Origin of the sequence: Streptomyces sp. 13-12-16, assembly GCF_002114215.1 — a bacterium.
In the GTDB taxonomy this organism is placed as follows: Bacteria; Actinomycetota; Actinomycetes; order Streptomycetales; family Streptomycetaceae; genus Streptomyces.
Genome location: NZ_NCTE01001039.1, coordinates 1 through 1,062 on the forward strand (window position 1 = coordinate 1; position 1,062 = coordinate 1,062).

Annotated in this window: 1 protein-coding gene; it reads left to right on the forward strand. The window is 77.2% G+C overall.

Annotated elements, in window-relative coordinates; translation table 11 throughout:
• Nucleotides 1-1,062, forward strand: a 1,062-nt coding sequence (locus B7767_RS34805) for a M14 family zinc carboxypeptidase (RefSeq protein WP_256923672.1), incomplete at both ends; no start/stop codon positions are given.

Here is a 1,062-nt window from a genome sequence, read left to right on the forward strand (position 1 = left end):
CTGCGCCGGGTCGGCGCCTCCCGCGCGGGCATCCCCCTGTGGCTGCTCGGCGTCGGCCACGGCAGCCGCCAGGCCCTCGTCGTCGCCGGGCCGCACGCCAACGAGCCCGTGGGCGGAGCCACAGTGCTGCGCCTGGCCGAGCGCGCCCTGGCCGACCCCCGGCTCACCGAGGGCGCCGACGCCACCTGGAACCTGCTGCTCTGCCTCGACCCCGACGGGCTGCGCCGCAACGAGCGCTGGCTGACCGGCCCGTACACCCTCGGCCACCACTTCCGGAACTTCTTCCGGCCCGGCTTCCTGGAACAACCCGAATGGCTGCCCGACGGCGCCGCAGCCGCCGCGCTGCCCGAGACCCGCGCCCTGCTCGCCCTCCAGGACGAACTGCGGCCCTTCCTCCAGTGCTCCCTGCACGGCGTCGACGTCGGCGGCGGCTTCGTCGAGCTCACCCGCGACCTGCCCGGCCTCGACCGGCGGGTCGCGGGCATCGCCGCCCGTCTCGGCGTCCCGCGCGAACTCGGCGCCTACGACGCCCTGTACTGGCCCGGACTCGGCCCCGCCGTCTACCGCATCCCGCCCCCGCACCGTCGCGACCTCGCCGCCGCCATCACCGAGGCCGCCGTCGAGTCGACGTGGTTCCACCCGCACCGGCACGGCACCGTCACCGCGGTCGTCGAGGCACCCATGTGGGGGGTGGCGACCGTCGGGGACGGCTCCCCGCACGCCGACGTGGAGGCGGAGCTGCGGTCCGTCAGCCGCACCCTGCGCCAGGACACCCGGCTGCTGGCCGGCCTGACGGCCCGCGTACGGCCGTACCTCGCCGGCGTCCCCGACGCGGCGCGGCTGCTCGCCCCGGTCGACGACTACCTCCTGGTCTGCCCAGGGCTCGCCGACGCGTGGGACCCCGACTGCGGGAACGATTCTGCTCGTCCGCTGCCGCCCATGACCACGGCACACCTCGCCGCGCTGCGCCTCTCCGGGCGGCGGCTGGCCGTGCGCACCGCCGGCCTGCTGCACCAGCTGGTGACGCGCGCCGGGCGCGACCCGGCCGGGGCGCTGCCGGAG